This is a genomic window from Streptomyces sp. NPDC126497 (assembly GCF_040302425.1).
GTDB lineage: Bacteria > Actinomycetota > Actinomycetes > Streptomycetales > Streptomycetaceae > Streptomyces.
The window spans coordinates 1-15,557 of the sequence record NZ_JBEORT010000015.1 but is presented as its reverse complement, the minus strand read 5'-3'; the positions used below and the strand labels follow the sequence as shown (position 1 = coordinate 15,557).

The window sequence follows — 15,557 nt, the reverse complement described above, 5'->3', positions numbered from 1 at the left end:
GGTTCGCGCGCGACGCCGAAAGGGCCCGCCCCCGGTTCCCCGGAGCGGGCCCTTCGTCGTGTCCTCGCGGGACCCCGGTCAGCCGGTGACCACCCAGGACGCTGCGGTCACCGGCACGGAGCCGGCGCGCCGCGGCACTCCCGTGTCCGGGTCGAGGGCGAACCAGGTCACGTCCCCGGAACGTTCGTTGGCGACGTACAGGACGCCGCCGGACTCGGTGACCGCGCGGGGCCAGTGACCGCCGCAGGGGACGGTGGTGAGCAGCGTCAGCGCCTCGCCCTCCCCCGCGACGGCGAACACCGACAGGACGTCCTCGCCGCGGGTCGCGGTCCACACGGAGCGCCCGTCGGGCGAGACGGCCACCCCGGACGGGTAGGCGTCGCCGGCCGGGGCGCCGGGCAGGACCGGGATCTCGGCCAGCGGTCTCAGCACGCCGTCGGCGGCGTCCCAGCGGCAGACCACGAGGGTGGGGCTGAGCTCGTTGAGGACGTACGCGTACGCCCCGCCGGGGTGGAAGGCCAGGTGCCGCGGGCCCGAGCCCGGGCGCAGGGCGGTCTCGCGGTGCGGTGCGAGCACGCCGTCGGCCAGGGTGCAGACCCGTACCGAGTCCGTGCCCAGGTCGACCCCGACCGCCCAGCGTCCGCTCGGGTCGGGCTGCACCTGGTGGGCGTGCGGTCCCCGCTGGCGCTGCGGGTGGGGGCCGGAGCCGGTGTGCCGGAGCACGCCGGACACCGGCGCCAGGCTGCCGTCCGGGCGGACGGGGACGGCGCTGACGCTGCCGGAGCCGTAGTTCGCGGTGAGGACGTGTCCGGCGAAGAGGCTGAGGTGGGTCGGTCCGCTGCCGTCCACCCGTACCCGGCGTCCGGCCGGCCGCGGCTCGTCACCGGTCACGCGGAACGCGGCCACCGCGCCCTCCGCCGTCTCGCTGACCGCGTACAGCGTGCGGCCGTCGGGCGACAGGGCCAGGCAGGACGGGTCGGGGAGGGCGTGCACGGCGCTCAGGACGGTCAGCGCGCCGCTGCCGGGGGCGACGGAGGCGGTGACGATGCCCGGACCTCCCGCCGCCGTGAACGACCCGATGAACGCCCGTCGCCCGCCGTCCGTCACGACTGTCCCCTCTCGTCCGGTGCCGCCGGAGTGACGGTAGCAGCCGGGCGCGTCAGGTCTAGACCAGAGGGCCGGGCCGTGGCGGGCGTCCGCGCGCGTCAGGACCCGGTCAGCGGGGATCCGGACGGCGTCCGCAGCGGCGCGGCCAGCTCGGCCAGGGCGCGTTCCAGTCCGTGCAGGTGGGCCAGGGCGGGTCCCGTCCCGGCCGGGGAGGTCCGTACGGCGATGTCCCGGCCGTCGGTGAGCGCCTCGACGGCGGTCTCCACGCGCCAGCAGGCGGCGGCCAGCCGGGCGTCGTGCGAGGCCTCCGGGTCGGCGGCGACGGCGACGAGGCCGCGGATCTCCCGGGCGCAGTCGTCGAGCAGGGCGAGCACCCGCCGGGCGCGCCGCTTGCGGCCGAGCACGGGGTTCAGCGGGTGCACCAGCGGGGCGACCGAGAGGCGCACCCGGGCGAGGAGCTGTTCCAGCTCCGCCACCCTCGGCGCCGGGTCGGCGTCCGCCGCCCCGGCCAGCCGCGCGGCCGCCTCCGCGGTGCAGGCGTGGACGCAGCGCAGGGCCCGCCGGATCCAGTCGTCGGTGACGCTGTGCGTGGTCACGGGCAGGACGAACGCCACCGCCAGCACGGCGCCGAGCGCGCCGACGCCGGTCTCCACGAGCCGCAGCGCCAGCAGCCCGGGGGTGAGCACGCCCAGCAGCCCGTAGAGCATGGCGGCGAGCACCGTCACCCAGAGCATCATCCAGGTGTAGGAGACGGCGGCCGTGTAGAAGATCCCGAAGACGGAGACGGCGACGACCAGGGCCGTGAGGGGCCCGTCGCCGTGCGCGGGGACGGCCACGACCAGCGCGAGCCCGACGCCGATGACGGTGCCGAGCACCCGGCGGAAGCCGCGCACCAGGGTCTCGCCGCGCGAGGTGGTGTTGACGAAGACCCACCAGGTGGCACCGACGGCCCAGTACCAGCGCTGCCCGGACACCAGCTGGCCCACGACCAGGGCGAAGCCCGCGCCGGCGGTCGCCTGGACCGCCTGGCGGGTGGTCACCCGGGCCAGCCCGGTGCCGCCGGGCGGCGCCGGCGCGACGGCCGGGGGCAGCCGGCGCTCGTAGCACCACAGCCCGAAGCGCACCGCGGCCGCGGTGAGCACGGACAGCAGCACGGAGGCGCACAGCTCGGGGAGCTGGGCGGTCCCGGCGTGCAGGAACTGCGCCACGAAGTAGGTCATGAACGCGAAGACGCCGAGGCTGTGGCCGCGCGGGCCCCAGCGCCGCGCGTACACGCCGAGTCCGACCACGGCGAGGAAGGCGAGGTCGCGGGCGACCGGGTGGTCGTGCAGCAGGGTCGCGGCGGCGAGCACCGGCAGGCCGGCGGCGGGCAGCAGCGCCGTGGTGACGGCCTGTCCGCGCACGGTGGCGTCGGTGACGGTGAACAGGGCGAGCAGCGCGGCCAGCCCGCCGGTGACGGCACCGGTGAGCGAGTGTCCGGCCAGGCCGCAGACGACGACGGCCAGCCCGATGCCGAGCACGGCCCGCGCCGCGAAGCGCAGCCGGAGACGGCCCGGGTCCGGAGCCGTGAACACCCTCTTCAGCACGTATCGCCCCCTGGGACTCGATGGTGTGTGCCGTGGCACGAAAAAGGCGCCGCGGGGTCCGCAGCGCCATCGACCCGTCCATATCAGCATCTCCACCGCCAGTGGCTCAACAGCCTCTCGCACAGGTGAGCCATTGGTACAGTATTCGCGGCATTCCTACGGCCACCCACATGCCAATGGCCGACGCGGAGGGCGTGGCGCCCCATGGCGGTGGACGAGCTCGACACCCGCATCCTGCGGCTGCTGCTGGAACAGCCGCGCACCAGCGTGCGGGAGTACGCCCGGATCCTCGGGATCGCCCGCGGCACCCTGCAGGCCCGCCTCGACCGGATGGAGCGCGAGGGCGTGATCACCGGCACCGGCCCCGCCCTCTCCCCCGCCGCGCTGGGCCATCCCGTCCTCGCGTTCGTGCACATCGAGGTCACCCAGGGCCACCTGGACGAGGTGGGCGACGCGCTGGCCGCCGTGCCGGAGATCGTCGAGGCGTTCTCCATCACGGGCGGCGGCGACCTGCTGACCCGGGTCGTGGCGCGCGACAACGCGCACCTGGAGGACGTGATCCAGAAGCTGATCGGTCTGCCCGGGGTGGTCCGCACCCGCAGCGAGGTGGCGCTGCGCGAACGGGTCCCGCACCGGCTGCTGCCCCTGGTGGAGTCGATCGGCCGGACGGCACGGAGGTGAGCCCCGCCGTCCCGGCTCCCGTGAGCACCCCGGCGCCCGCCCGGTCGTCCCCGGTCCCGGCGGAACTGCCGTGGACGGCGGCCGGCCGCGTGCGGCCGGTCCGTCCCGGCGGCGGAAGGCTCAGCGGGCCAGCAGGTCCCGGATCGCCGCCGTGACCTCGTCGGGTGCCTCCTCGGCCATGAAGTGTCCCGCCCGGGTCAGCCGGTGGTCCAGGTCCGGCGCCCACGCCTTCCACACCCCGGCGGCGTCGTAGCCCAGCTGCGCGCCCCAGTCCTGCTGGACGACCGTCACCGGCATGGCCAGCTGCGATCCCGCGTCCAGGTCCGCCCGGTCGTGCACGACGTCGATGCCCGCCGAGGCCCGGTAGTCCGCGACGATCGACGTCACCGCCGCGGCGCTCGCCCGCAGGTACTCGGCGCGCACCTCCTCCGGCATGACGGACGGGTCGTCGGCCCAGGTGTCGAGGAACGAGCCGAAGAACACGTCCGCACTGCCCGCGATCATCGCCTCCGGCAGGCCCGGCGGCTGCGCCATCAGGAAGAGGTGGTAGCCGACCGCCGCCGGGACGCCGTGCAGGACGTTCCACATGTCGAGCGTCGGCACGATGTCCAGGACGCCCAGGTGCGTGAGGGTCTCCGGGTGGTCCAGCCCCGCCCGGAAGGCGACCAGGGCGCCCCGGTCGTGGCCGACGAGGGCGAAGCGCTCGTGGCCGAGCGCCTCCGCCAGGGCCACGACGTCGGCGGCCATGGTGCGCTTGGCGTACACCTCGGGTCCGGTGGCCGCCGGCTTGTCGCTGGCCCCGTAGCCCCGCAGGTCGGGGCAGATCACCGTGTGCTCGCCGGCGAGCCGCTCGGCGACGTGCCGCCACATCAGGTGGGTCTGGGGAAAGCCGTGCAGCAGCACGACCGGGCTGCCGCTGCCGCCGACGGCGGCAGCCAGTTCCACCCCGTCCGCACCGGGCAGGCGGAGGAGGTCGAAGCCGGGGAGGGTGAGCGTCATGGAGGGCCGTCCTTTCGGGCCGGGAGCCGACCGGACCAGCCTGGAGGACGGCGATCAGCAATCGATCAGTGCGGTGGGACGCGGCCGGCCCCCGGCACGGAGGATGGGGGCATGCGAATCGACGTGCTCGGTGCCGTGCGGGCCCTCCGCGACGACGGCGGCCCGGTCGACCTGGGCGGCCCCCGCCACCGTGAGGTGCTCTCCCGGCTCGTCGCCGCCGAGGGACGGATGGTCACCACCGACGCCCTCGTCGGCGACCTGTGGACCGATCCACCGCCCCGTGCCGTGGGCGCGCTGCGTACGTTCGTCGCCGCACTGCGCCGCGCCCTCGAACCCGACCGGCCGCCCCGCGATCCGCCCCGCGTCATCGTCACCGAAGGCCCCGGCTACGCGCTGCGCCTGCCGCGCGGGGACGTGGACGTCCACCGGTTCCAGGACACCCTGGCCCGAGCCCGGCGCGACCCCGCCGCGGTGACCGACCTCGGCGCGGCGCTCGCGGCCTGGCGCGGACCCGCCTACGCGGACGTGTCCGGCTCCGCATGGGCGCAGCGCGAGCGCACCCGGCTGGAGGAGCTGAGGTGGGAGGGGGTGGAACTGCGCGCCCGCGTCCTGCTCGGCTCCGGGGAGGAGGCCGGTCTCGTCGCCGAGCTGGGCGCCCACGTCGCCGAGCACCCGTGGCGCGAGCCGGCCTGGGAGCTGCTCGCCCGCGCACTCCACCGCGCGGGCCGCCGGGCCGACGCGCTGGCCACCCTCCGCCGCGCCCGCACGATGCTCGTCGACCGGCTCGGACTCGACCCCGGTGCCGAACTCCGGCGGCTGGAGACGGACATCCTCAACGGCTCCGCGTCCCCCGAAGGCGCACGTACCGCGTGGACCGCCCCCGGCGTCCGGCTCGGCCCGCGCACCACCGTGGAGCTGGCCCGCACCCTCGCACGGGCGGGCGGCGACGCCCTCGTCCGCTCGCGACGCGACCGCCTCGCCGCCGTCCAGGCGGCGGAACGCACGGGGGACCTCTCCCTGACCGCCCGGATCATCGGCGCCTACGACGTGCCCGCCCTCTGGAGCCGGGCCGACGATCCCGAGCAGTCCCGCGCCGTCGTCGAGGCCGCCGAGCGTACGCTCACCGCGCTCGGCCCCGACGGCCCCGCCGACCTGTCCGCCCGTCTGCTGGCCACGATCGCCGTCGAGAGCCGCAGCGCCGGTCTGTCCGGGACCGGGCTGAGGCGCGCGCGGCAGGCGGCACGGCAGGCCGAGGCGCTGGCACGGGACCTGGCCGATCCCGCCCTGCTCGCCTTCGCCCTCAACGGGGTGTTCCTGCAGTCCTTCACCCGCCCCGGGCTCGCGGCGGTACGGGACGGGACCGGCGCCGAGATCCTCGGCCTGGCCACCCGGCACGAGCTGCCGGACTTCGCCGTGCTCGGCCGGCTCGTCCGCCTGCAGTCCGCCTCCGCCCTCGGCGACCTCGACGCCGCGGACTCCCACGCCGAGGCAGCCGAACGGCTCGCCGCCACCACCGAGGCGCCCCTCGTCCCCGTCCTCACCCGGTGGTTCCGGGCCCGGGTCACGGCCGCCCGCAGCGCCGAGCCCGGCGGCCCGACCGCCGCCACGGCCGCAGCGCACTACCGCGCCGCCGAGGACGTCCTCCGGACGGCCGGAATGCCGGGGCTGCACCGCGGCCTGTTCCCGCTCGCCCTGCTGGGGCTGCGCCTGCTGCACGACCGGCCCGCGCCCACCGACCCGCACCTCGACTGGGGCCCGTACCGGCCCTGGGCGCGTCCCCTCGTGCTGCTCGCCCAGGACCGGACCGGGGCGGCCCGTGCGGCCCTTGCGGCAGTGCCCGAGCCACCGCGCGACCACATGCAGGAGGCCATGTGGTGCCTGACCGCCCGCGCCGCCGTACGCCTCGGCGAGCGCGGAATCGCCGCCCGCGCCGGGGCCGCCCTGCGCGACGCCCGCACGGAGCACGCCGGCGCCGCCTGCGGAATGCTGACCCTGGGCCCGGTGGCGCGGTACCTGGCCGAGGCGGAGGCATGCGCCGGAGCGGGGTGAGCGACGGCGGTCCGCGGCCCCGGGCCCGTCCGCGCCCGCCCCGCGGCCCGGCGGAACGGTCCGTCCGCCGTGCATCCGCCCCGTCGGGCTCCTCTTCGGCCGCGGCGTACGGCGTCGTGCCGGCGCCCTTCGCCGAGGGGGAGCGAGGACCCGACCCACGTCCACGTGCGGCGCTCGGAACCGCGTGTGATCTTCGGCACGTCGGACTCCGGGGTCGTCAACCCCGTCCGGGGCGACGGCACGACGCTGCTCGACGAGATCCGGGCCGGTGCGCCCTTCCGTGACGAGGGAGCGCTGGTGGCACGGGTGCGGTCCGCCGTGGACGCCTGGGTCTCCGAGGGCCTGCCGGACCGTGCCGACGGCGACCGGGTGGTGAGCACGGCGCGGAAGGCCGCGTACGCCCGCTGACGGCGGCCGGAAATTCTTTCCGGGACGGTGATTGCCTCGCGTCCGGCGTCCGTACTTCCTGCTGTTGGGCCGTTCACATCCCAGGAGGCACGATGCGCATCTCGCGCAGCACGGCAGGAACCGCGTTCGTGGGCGGAGCCATGATCCTCACCCTCACCGCGCTCGCCTATCCCACCATGCTGGGCGTACAGAACACCTCGACCAAGCAGGACCGGGTGGTGGCCAACACGAACTACGGCCCGCTGACCGAGGCGGACCGCGACTTCGTGGTGAAGGTGCGCGCGGCGGGACTGTGGGAGCACCCGCTGGGGCTGCTGGCGATGGAGCGGGGCACGACCGCGGAGATGAAGGAGGCGGGCGAGCACCTGGTCGTCGGTCACGGCCGGCTCGACGCCAGCTGCCGCAAGATCTCCCTGGAGCTCGGCATCACGCTGCCGAACCAGGCGTCGCCGCAGCAGCAGGGGTTCGTGGAGACCGTGAAGTCCACCAGCGGCAAGGAGTTCGACTCCACGGCGGTGAACATCATGCGCGTGACGCACGGGCAGATCTTCCCCGCCATCGCCAACATCCGGGCCAACACCCGCAACACGCTGGTCCGGCAGCTGGCCGACCAGGCCAACGACACGGTGCTGGACCACATCACGGTGCTGGAGAGGACGGGGCTGGTCAATCACGAGCAGGTCAACTTCCAGCAGACCAGCCCGCCCAAGATGCCGCGGGAGCAGCTGACCCCGCCGGCTCCGCAGGCGGGGTCGCCGGTCCTCGTGCTGGAGATCCCCGAGGGGCTGGAGGACCTCGACACGGCGTCCCCGGCCCCCTCGCCGTCGGCGACGGTCCGGTAGCCGGGTCAGGACCTGCGGCGGGGCTTGCCCCGCCGCGGGCCCTTCGCCGTGCCGCCGGCGCCTCCCCGGCGGCCGCGGCCGGCGGCGCCACCGGCCGGCTGCTGCCGCCGGGCGGCGCGTTCGGGCTTCTTCCCCTGCGCGGGCTTCCTCTCCTGCGCGGGCTGCTGCCCGCGGCCGCGGGTGCTGTTGACGGTCCGGCCGCGGACGATCCCGATGAAGTCCTCGACCCGGTCCGTCGTCGCCGCCTCGGGCCAGGCCAGCGCCACGCCCGACTCGGGTGCGTCCTCGAGCGGCCGGTGGGTGAGGTCCCTGCGGTGGTGCAGCCGGGCGAGCGACAGCGGGACGACGAGCACGCCGATCCCGGCCGCGACGAGCTCGACCGCGTCGGCGGTGGTGGCGGGGCGTTCCAGCGCGGGCCGCCCGGGCGGGCTCTCCCAGCCGAGGACGTCGTCCAGGGGGTGCAGCACGATGTCGTCGGCCAGGTCCTCCGGGGACACCGTGTCGACCGCCGTGACGAGGTGGTCCTTGGGCGCCACGACGACCGTCCGCTCGGTGTAGAGGGGGATCGCGCTGAGGACCGTACGGTCCACGGGCAGCCGGACGAGGCCCGCGTCGGCCTCCCCCGCCAGCAGCAGCCCCTGCGCCGCTTCGGCGGGGACCTGGGTGAGGGTCAGCGGGACGTCGGGCAGCCGCTCGTTCCAGATGCGCACCCATTTGCCGGGCATCACGCCGGGTACGTACACGAGCCGGAACGAGGGGGACACTTCCGAGCCTGTCACCTGGCCAGGTTACCGGCCGTGGTCGGCGGCCGTGCACATGCTCGATACCCTGGACGCCATGACGCAGCACCAGAGCACCCAGACGATGAAGCCCGCGACCGCGGCGAAGAAGCTGGGTGTGTACCTCGACGCCACCCCCGCCGACTTCCGGGAGGGTGTCGTCTCACGCGCCGAGCTGAACGCTCTCCAGGCGGACCCGCCGCAGTGGCTGCGGGACCTGCGGCGCGACGGCCCCCACCCCCGCCCGGTGGTCGCGGCGAAGCTGGGCGTGTCCATCGCCGGCCTCGCGCGCGGCGGGGTCACCGAGGCCCTCACCACCGAGCAGATCGAGGCGCTGAAGGAGGAGCGCCCCGAGTGGCTGGAGCGGGAGCGCGCCACCCAGGCCGAGGTCCGCAAGGAGAAGGCCCGGATCAGGAAGCGGGACGCGGAGCGCGACACCCCCTGAAACGCCAGCCCGCGCCACCCTTCCGGTGGATAGAAATATCCACCAGCATGTCCGTACCGCACGCGCCCGCAGCGGCGCAGCCGACCGTGCCCGGGGTGGGACATGCACAGCGCCATGTGGAAGCAAGCCGTCGAGTGGCTGGCCGCAGCGGCCACGGACCCGCAGGAGTGCAAGCGCGAGTGGGACCACGGCAGGGGCACGGCGTTGCTCGCGGCGGGCCGGTACTGGGACGTGCTGAGCGTGCCCGACCGGCTCGGACTGTTCGCCCTGGACATCCTGTGGCGCGACCCCCTGGAGGCGCCCGGCCCCACGCTGGTGGACGTCACGGCCCGCAGGGTGGGGTTCTTCCTGCCGCCCGATCCGGTCAGCGAGTGGGTCGGCTTCGGGGTGCGGCACGTCGGCCGGGGGTCCTGGGTCGCGGTACCGCCGCCGTACCGGCCGGCCGGCCGTCTGGAGTGGCTGGTCCCGCCGGACGGCAGCGGCGCCCTGCACGCCCCGGGGCCGCTCGAACTGGCCCTGCGCGAGGCGACCGGCACGCTCGCCGTGCTGGCGCCGGTCAGCGCGGAGCCGGCGGGGCCGGATCGCTGAGGCGTTTCCCGCGGATGTCCCCCGCGGCCGGCCGCAGCAGCGGGACCGGGACGCGGAAGGGCACGGGCAGCACCGTCACGCGCTCGCCGGCCGCGGTGGCCGCGAAGCAGGCCCACAGGCGGTCGTGGTGCTCCGGGACCGTCCGGCCCTCGGCCCGCCACTCCGCGACGAGGGCCGCGTAGATCGGCGTACGGCCCCCGTGCCCGCTGGTGAGTTCGGCGTACGACCGGCTCGCGGCGTCGTGCCCGAGAAGGCGCCGCGCCGTCCCAGTACTGTCCATGCCGGTTCAACGCGCCCCCGTGCGCCGGTGGTACGCCGGTGGCCGCAGGTCCGCCGGGTCGGGTGAAGTCCTCACCCGTACGGCCCTCGTCGGACGGCCCCCGCCGGGCCGGGACGGGCCGGAGTTGACCCTCGACCTTGTCGAGGGATCAGGGTCGTGGGTGTGGAGAGCGAGATGCGCAGCATTGGTGAGACGGCCCGGGACAGCGGGCTGAGCGTGAGCGCCCTGCGGTTCTACGACCGTGCCGGCGTCCTGGTCCCCGACCGGGTGGATCCGGTCAGCGGCTACCGCTGGTACGCGCCCGGGCAGCTGGACGAGGCCCGGCTGCTGGCCCGGCTGCGCCGGGCCGGGATGCCGCTGGCGGACATCCGGCTGGTGCTGGCCGGCTGGACGAGCACCGACACCGATCTCGTACGGCAGCTGCTCGAGGCGCATCTGCGCCGGCTGGAGCAGGGGCTGTCCGACGCGCGCACCGAGTTCTCCGCGCTCCGAGCCCTACTCGACCGCAGGGAGAACCCCATGACCTCGCTCCGCACCGACACCGCCGTCCGGCTGTCCCTCTCCGGCCCCGGGCTGGCCGCCGCACTGGACGCGGTCCGGTTCGCGGCCGGCGCCGGCCCGCGGCTGCCCGCGCTCGACGGGATCCTCTTCGACGTCGAGGACGACGCGCTGTGCCTCGTGGCCACCGACCGGTACCGGATGGCCGTGGCGCGCACCGCCGCCGACGGGCACGACGGGGACCGTGTCCAGGTCACCGTGCCCCTTCCGCTCGCCGACGCGATGCGGGCGCTGCTGGGGGGCTGTCAGGACGCACGGCTCACCGTGGACGGTGACCGCGTGACGCTGGAGGCCGGGGACCGGCAGACGGCCGGCCGGTGCCTCGGCCGGGACTTCCCGGACCACCGGCGCCTGGTCCGCCTCCCGGCCGGGCGGCGCGCCGTGGTGGACGTACCGGCCTTCCGGGAGGCGGTGCGCACCGGACCCGCCCGCACGCACGCGTCGTGCGAGCAGGGCGGTGAGCCCTACGACCTCAGCGTGCTGGAGGTGGCGGAGGACGGCTCGGTCACCCTGGCCGGGGAGGGGGCCGACGGCCCGGACCTCGTCGCCGTGAACCGCGCGTTCCTGCTGGAGGCGCTCGCCGCGGGCGCCGGCGACCGGCTGGTCCTCGAGTTCGGCGCCCCCACGGCGCCCCTCGTGATCCGCCGGCCGGACGACGCCCGCGCGTTCTCGCTCCTGATGCCGGTGCGGCTGGAGGACTAGAGCGTTCCCCGCGGGCCGGGCGCCGGCCCGTTCAGCGTTCGGACCGGCTCTCGTCCACCGGTTCCAGCGTCTCCGCGGCCGGCGCCGTGCCCGCCACGGGCACGGTGTCGGCGGACGCGGTGCGCCGGGCGACCAGGCGCAGCGCGACGGGCTCGGTGTAGCGGGCCGTGAGCGGGCCCAGGACGACCAGGACCAGGACGTACGCCGTGGCCAGCGGCCCGAGGTCCGGTTCGATGCCGGCGGTGACCGCGAGGCCGGCGATGACGATGGAGAACTCCCCGCGGGCGACCAGGGTGCCGCCCGCGCGCCAGCGGCCCTTGGGGGAGATCCCGGCCCGGCGGGCCGCCCAGTAGCCGGTGGCGATCTTCGTCAGCGCGGTGACGACGGCGAGCGCGAGGGCGGGCAGGATCACCGGCGGGATGGACTGGGGGTCGGTGTGCAGTCCGAAGAAGACGAAGAACACGGCGGCGAACAGGTCCCGCAGCGGCGCCAGCAGGTTGTGCGCGCCCTCGGCCACCTCACCGGACAGGGCGATGCCGACCAGGAACGCGCCCACGGCCGCCGAGACCTGCAGCTGCTGGGCGAGGCCCGCGACGAGCAGGGTCAGCCCCAGCACCACCAGCAGCAGCTTCTCCGGGTCGTCGCTGGAGACGAAGCGGGAGATCACCCGCCCGTAGCGGACGGCGACGAACAGCACGAGCCCGGCGACGCCCAGGGCGATGGCCAGCGTGACGCTGCCCGCGGCGAGGCTGACGCCGGCCAGCAGGGCGGTGATGATCGGCAGGTAGACCGCCATGGCCAGGTCCTCGAGCACCAGGATGCTGAGGATGACCGGGGTCTCGCGGTTGCCGAGCCGTCCGAGGTCGCCGAGGACCTTCGCGATGACGCCGGAGGAGGAGATCCAGGTGACGCCGGCCAGCACCACCGCGGCGACCGGGCCCCAGCCGAGCAGCAGGGCCAGGGCGGCGCCGGGCAGGGCGTTCAGCGCCATGTCGACGAGGCCGGCCGGGTACTGGGTCTTGAGGTTGGAGACGAGGTCGCTGGCGGTGTACTCCAGGCCGAGCATGAGCAGCAGCAGGATGACGCCGATCTCGGCGCCGATCGCGACGAACTCCTCGCTCGCGCCGAGCGGCAGCAGCCCGCCCTCGCCGAAGGCGAGGCCGGCCAGCAGGTAGAGGGGGATCGGGGAGAACTGGAGGCGTCCGGCGAGGCGTCCCAGCAGGCCGAGCCCGAGGATGATCGCGCCGAACTCGATCAGGAAGACCGCGGAAGAGTGCACTCGCTCACTCCCGCCCGAGAATCGCGGCGGCGGCGTCGACGCCCTCGCGGGTGCCGATCAGGATCAGCGTGTCCCCGCCGGCCAGCCGGAAGTCCGGCGCGGGGGACGGGATCGCCTCGGCCCGCCGCAGCACGGCGACGATCGAGACCCCCGTGTCGGTGCGCATCCGGGTGTCGCCCAGCAGCCGGCCGTTCCAGTGGGAGACGGCGGACAGCTCGATGCGCTCGGCGACCAGCCCCAGGTCGGTGGTGTGCAGCAGGTTGGGGCTGTGGTGGGCGGGCATGAGCGCGTCGATCAGCGCGGCCGACTCGGTGACGGTCAGCCGTATGGAGCGGGCGCAGGCGTCCGGATCGTCGGAGCGGTAGACGTTGACCGTGCGGGCACCGTCGCGGTGCGCGATCACGGACAGGTGCTCGTGCTCACGCGTGGTGAGGTCGTATTTCACGCCGATGCCCGGCAGCGGCGTGGCGCTCATCCGTGGAGCAGGCACAGCCCGTCCCCTTCCCGGTTTTCTTCCGTGGTCGTCCGATGCGCGGGGCCGGCCGGGCCGCCGAACGGCACGGGTGATCCACCCCCACGGGGGGTAATGGTGCCATCCCGCCATTCGGCCGGAACATGGGTGTTGCCACGGATGGACATGGGGCGCGACGGGGCCGAGGATTTCCGGGGGGCCGTGTCGCCGCAGGTCGGAGGGGCGCATACGCGTCGTCTCCCGCGGGTACCCGGCCGCACGTCCGGAGACGGGAGCACGTGGTGAACGACACGGTGGTCGTGGGAGTGGACGGCTCGCCGTCCGGTCTCGCCGCGGTCGACGTCGCGGCCCGCGAGGCACGGCTGCGCGGTGCGCGGCTGCGGATCGTGCACGCGTTCAGCCGCCCGGCCGACCTCGACCCGATGGTCCACGGGGTGCTGGCGCAGGCCGAGCAGCGCGCCCACGACCGTGCGCCCGGGCTGGAGATCGCCAGGACCGTCGCGTCCGGCGAGACGCTGACGGTGTTGCGGAGCGAGTCGCGGCACGCGGCGCTGACGGTGGTCGGCGGGCGGGGCCGCGGCGGGTTCGGGGACCTGCTGCTGGGCTCGACGGCCGTGCAGCTGGCCGCGCACGGGCACGGTCCGCTGCTGGTGGTCCGCGGCCGTCCGGACCCCGAGGGGCCCGTCCTCCTCGCCGTGGACGGCTCGCCGGCCGGGGCCGCGGCGGCGGGCTTCGCCTTCGCCGAGGCCGCGCTGCACGGCGCTCCGCTGGTGGCGATGCACGTGTGGAACACCTGGAGCGAGCCGACGCCGTACGAGGGTTTCGCCGACCCGCTGAACGTGGTGGTGGATCTCGACCGGCTCCGGGAACGGCACCAGGGACTGCTGGAGGAGGCGGTGGCTCCGTGGCGGGACGCGCACCCCGGTGTCGCCGTGGAGCTGCGCGCGGAGCGGGCGCGGGTGCGGCACGCGCTGCTCGACGCGAGCCGGGAGGCCCGACTGGTGGTGGCCGGGGCCCGCGGCCACGGCGGCTTCGCCGGGATGCTGCTCGGTTCGGTCAGCCAGGCGCTGCTGTACCACGCCGACTGTCCCGTCGCCGTCGTGCGCGGCGCGGTGTGACGGGGCGTGCCGGTCGCCGCGGGGACGTCCTCACCGCCTCACAGGGCGATCACGGCGCGCACCAGGGTGCCGTCGGCGGAGCGCAGCACCGAGGTGTCCACGGAGTAGGCGTCGACGAGGGCGAGACCGCGGCCGAACGGGACGTCCATGTCGGCCGGCTCGCAGCGGGGCGCGGGGCGCTGCCGCCAGCGCCCGCCGTCGCGCACCCCCACCGTCAGGGAGCCGGCGCCGATCTCGAACACCACCTCCAGGTCGGGACTGCCGCTGTGCAGGACGACGTTGGTGGCGAGTTCGCTGACGATCACGGTGAGCGCCTCCTCCGCCGCCTCGGACAGCCGGTGGCCGCGCACCACCGCGCGCGCCAGCCGCCGCAGCCCCGGCACGGCCCGCGGGGAGGCCGGAAGGACGGCCACGGCCAGCAGGCCACTCCCGCACGGCGCCGTCCCCTCCCGGGGCCGCTCGCGTCCCGCCGGCCGGGGCGCCCCGGGGCCCGCCCCGGCCGGGCTCGGATCAGTCACGTTCTTCACGTCCGACTCCTGCCTGCGCAGCCGACCTCGTCGTCGGCGGGGCCCCACCGGTCCGCCGGGACCACGGGGCCTTACGGGGTCCACGCTGCCCGCCGTTCTCCGCCCCCGGCAATCAGGGCAGACTGAGTACGGATACGCAAACAACCGGGGACGCGTGTGACACGGGGGGGCGAACCCATGCCGGACGGCACTGGGACGGCGGACGGGACCGAGGCGGTGCTGTGCGGCCGGCTCACCGCGGCCCTCGACCCCAGGGGGGCCGGACGACCGGTGCTGCTGCTGGTCGAAGGCGCCGCCGGCACCGGAAAGAGCCGCCTGGTGGAGCGGCTCGGCGAGGCGGTGGCGCGCTCCGTCCGCCGTACGGCGGACGGTGGGGCGCCGGCCGGCGCCGGGCCGGGGCTCCTCGTCGTCGAGGACGTGCACCGGGCCCCGGCGGACGAGACGGCCCGGCTGCGCGCCCTGCTCGCCGACCCGCCCTCCCGGCTGGCGTGCGTCCTGAGCTACCGGCCCGAGGAACTCCCCGCACCGGGGCTGGTCCTCGGGCCCGACACCGACTTCCCGGCCTCCCTCCTGGTCGTACGGCACGTCCTGGGACCGCTCGGCGTCGCCGAGGTGCACCGGATGGCCGTCGCCGCCCTGGGCGCCGGCCGGTGCGCGCCGGGGCTGGCCGCGGCCCTGCACCACGCCTCCGGCGGGGTCGCCCAGACCGTCGCGGACCTGCTCGACCTGCTGGCCGCGGAACAGCCGCCCTTCGACCTGGACCGGCTCGGCCCTCCTGCCCGGCTCGGCACGCTGACGCTGCGGCGCACGGCCGCCGTCGCGGAGGAGCACCGGCGGATCGTCCTCGCCGCCGCCGTCCTCGACGAACCCGCCACCTCCCACGACCTCGGCGTGGTGGCCGGTCTGCCCGGCCGGGCCGGCGCCGACGCGCTGTCCGCCGCCCTGCGGGCCGCGGCGCTCGAGGAGCGCGGCGACGGGCGGTACGGCTTCGGCTCCCCGCTCGCCGCGGCCGCCGTCCGCCGCGCGGCGGACGGTCCCACGCGTGAGGCGCTGCACCGGCGGGCCGCGAACCTGCTCGCCAGACGCCAGCCCGTGCCGTGGGAACGCGTGGCCGTCCACCGCCGCGCCTGCGGTGAC

Annotated in this window: 16 protein-coding genes and 1 pseudogene; 9 read left to right on the top strand and 8 right to left on the bottom strand. The window is 75.9% G+C overall.

The genetic code is table 11. The features are described 5' to 3' along the window. Positions 1–78 precede the first annotated feature (78 nt). Together ABTY20_RS10320 and ABTY20_RS10315 are read right to left on the bottom strand one after the other, a co-directional pair. Positions 79–1,107, bottom strand: coding sequence for a lactonase family protein (locus ABTY20_RS10320; RefSeq protein WP_351996546.1), 1,029 nt, complete (start codon positions 1,105–1,107; stop codon positions 79–81). Between the two features lie 98 nt (positions 1,108–1,205). Then, positions 1,206–2,693: an FUSC family protein gene (locus ABTY20_RS10315; RefSeq protein ID WP_351996545.1), complete on the bottom strand. Its 1,488-nt coding sequence runs from the start codon at positions 2,691–2,693 to the stop codon at positions 1,206–1,208. 204 nt (positions 2,694–2,897) lie between these two features. Here ABTY20_RS10315 and ABTY20_RS10310 point away from each other — a divergent pair, with 204 nt between their 5' ends. After that, a complete protein-coding gene (locus ABTY20_RS10310; RefSeq protein WP_351996544.1) occupies positions 2,898–3,374 on the top strand; it encodes an Lrp/AsnC family transcriptional regulator in 477 nt (158 codons plus the stop codon). Between the two features lie 120 nt (positions 3,375–3,494). On the opposite strand, the gene ABTY20_RS10305 is transcribed toward ABTY20_RS10310, so the two are convergent. Beyond that, a complete protein-coding gene (locus ABTY20_RS10305; protein ID WP_351996543.1) occupies positions 3,495–4,373 on the bottom strand; it encodes an alpha/beta fold hydrolase in 879 nt (292 codons plus the stop codon). Positions 4,374–4,484: 111 nt separating this feature from the next. On the opposite strand from ABTY20_RS10305, the gene ABTY20_RS10300 reads away from it, so the two are divergent. From ABTY20_RS10300 to ABTY20_RS10290, 3 genes are all read left to right on the top strand, one after another. Next, positions 4,485–6,422 (top strand): AfsR/SARP family transcriptional regulator, encoded by a 1,938-nt coding sequence (locus tag ABTY20_RS10300; RefSeq protein ID WP_351996542.1) that lies wholly within the window; start codon positions 4,485–4,487, stop codon positions 6,420–6,422. Between the two features lie 186 nt (positions 6,423–6,608). Beyond that, a complete protein-coding gene (locus tag ABTY20_RS10295; protein WP_502991782.1) occupies positions 6,609–6,830 on the top strand; it encodes a hypothetical protein in 222 nt (73 codons plus the stop codon). Positions 6,831–6,922: 92 nt separating this feature from the next. Then, entirely contained in the window at positions 6,923–7,672 is a 750-nt protein-coding gene (locus tag ABTY20_RS10290) for a DUF4142 domain-containing protein (protein WP_351996541.1), read from the top strand. 5 nt (positions 7,673–7,677) lie between these two features. Here ABTY20_RS10290 and ABTY20_RS10285 read toward each other — a convergent pair whose 3' ends face one another. After that, positions 7,678–8,451 (bottom strand): LysR family substrate-binding domain-containing protein, encoded by a 774-nt coding sequence (locus tag ABTY20_RS10285; protein WP_351996540.1) that lies wholly within the window; start codon positions 8,449–8,451, stop codon positions 7,678–7,680. Between the two features lie 37 nt (positions 8,452–8,488). Between ABTY20_RS10285 and ABTY20_RS10280 the strand changes: the two genes are divergently transcribed. Continuing rightward, on the top strand, positions 8,489–8,896 hold the full coding sequence (locus ABTY20_RS10280) for a DUF5997 family protein (protein WP_351996616.1): 408 nt from the start codon (positions 8,489–8,491) through the stop codon (positions 8,894–8,896). A gap of 102 nt (positions 8,897–8,998) precedes the next feature. After that, the gene (locus ABTY20_RS10275; protein WP_351996539.1) at positions 8,999–9,484 is read left to right on the top strand and encodes a hypothetical protein; all 486 of its coding nucleotides are present in this window, start codon (positions 8,999–9,001) and stop codon (positions 9,482–9,484) included. Here the strand turns inward: ABTY20_RS10275 and ABTY20_RS10270 are convergent. Further along, positions 9,453–9,764 (bottom strand): hypothetical protein, encoded by a 312-nt coding sequence (locus ABTY20_RS10270; protein WP_351996538.1) that lies wholly within the window; start codon positions 9,762–9,764, stop codon positions 9,453–9,455. The two genes, ABTY20_RS10275 and ABTY20_RS10270, sit on opposite strands and share 32 nt — an antisense overlap. A 174-nt stretch (positions 9,765–9,938) precedes the next feature. Between ABTY20_RS10270 and ABTY20_RS10265 the strand changes: the two genes are divergently transcribed. Then, the gene (locus ABTY20_RS10265) at positions 9,939–11,024 is read left to right on the top strand and encodes a DNA polymerase III subunit beta family protein (RefSeq protein ID WP_351996537.1); all 1,086 of its coding nucleotides are present in this window, start codon (positions 9,939–9,941) and stop codon (positions 11,022–11,024) included. Between the two features lie 31 nt (positions 11,025–11,055). Here ABTY20_RS10265 and ABTY20_RS10260 read toward each other — a convergent pair whose 3' ends face one another. Both ABTY20_RS10260 and ABTY20_RS10255 read right to left on the bottom strand, forming a co-directional pair. Then, a complete protein-coding gene (locus ABTY20_RS10260) occupies positions 11,056–12,303 on the bottom strand; it encodes a cation:proton antiporter (RefSeq protein WP_351996536.1) in 1,248 nt (415 codons plus the stop codon). A 4-nt stretch (positions 12,304–12,307) separates the two neighbouring features. Continuing rightward, positions 12,308–12,793 carry a cation:proton antiporter regulatory subunit gene (locus ABTY20_RS10255; RefSeq protein WP_502991781.1) on the bottom strand — a complete coding sequence of 162 codons (486 nt, stop codon included), beginning with the start codon at positions 12,791–12,793 and terminating at the stop codon, positions 12,308–12,310. Between the two features lie 263 nt (positions 12,794–13,056). Here ABTY20_RS10255 and ABTY20_RS10250 point away from each other — a divergent pair, with 263 nt between their 5' ends. Continuing rightward, complete coding sequence (locus ABTY20_RS10250) at positions 13,057–13,893, top strand: universal stress protein (RefSeq protein WP_351996534.1); 837 nt, start codon at positions 13,057–13,059, stop codon at positions 13,891–13,893. Positions 13,894–13,931: 38 nt separating this feature from the next. On the opposite strand, the gene ABTY20_RS10245 is transcribed toward ABTY20_RS10250, so the two are convergent. After that, positions 13,932–14,420: an ATP-binding protein gene (locus ABTY20_RS10245; RefSeq protein ID WP_351996533.1), complete on the bottom strand. Its 489-nt coding sequence runs from the start codon at positions 14,418–14,420 to the stop codon at positions 13,932–13,934. A 177-nt stretch (positions 14,421–14,597) separates the two neighbouring features. Here ABTY20_RS10245 and ABTY20_RS10240 point away from each other — a divergent pair. Then, a pseudogene (locus ABTY20_RS10240) lies at positions 14,598–15,557 on the top strand (helix-turn-helix transcriptional regulator); the annotation flags it as partial.